The organism is Brevibacterium sp. SIMBA_078, assembly GCF_046534565.1.
Lineage (GTDB): Bacteria > Actinomycetota > Actinomycetes > Actinomycetales > Brevibacteriaceae > Brevibacterium.
Map to the genome: position 1 here is coordinate 1 of NZ_JAWRYQ010000081.1, position 343 is coordinate 343.

The following is a 343-nucleotide window of genomic DNA, read 5'->3' on the forward strand; positions in this document are numbered from 1 at the left end:
GTGCATGCAGGTTTAATTACTTTAACTAGAGGATCAAAGGGAAGTGCTATATATAAAATCACTCGCCAAGCAGTTGCTTTTATAGATGCTATTGATAGCAAATAATGGTGTGTAGTCGAACAGATTTGGCTAATTCTTCAAACCGCTATCAATTACGATATACGGGAATATTAAGTATGATTTTAGATTGTTCATCACATGAATCTATTAAGCAATCTTTAAGTAGTATATACAGTACTACAGAAGAAAAACTTTTATCAGTGTTATCCAGTATTGAGTGTAATGAAGATACAGACATTCAATATCTGAAGGATGAGATTGATTACTTAGTTTGGGATGAAAT

Annotated in this window: 1 protein-coding gene; it reads left to right on the forward strand. The window is 32.1% G+C overall.

Features of this window, described 5'->3' with window-relative positions; translation table 11 throughout:
• Positions 1-125: 125 nt before the first annotated feature.
• A partial coding sequence (locus SB749_RS18955) for a hypothetical protein (RefSeq protein WP_410711664.1) occupies positions 126-343 on the forward strand: 218 nt, incomplete at its 3' end.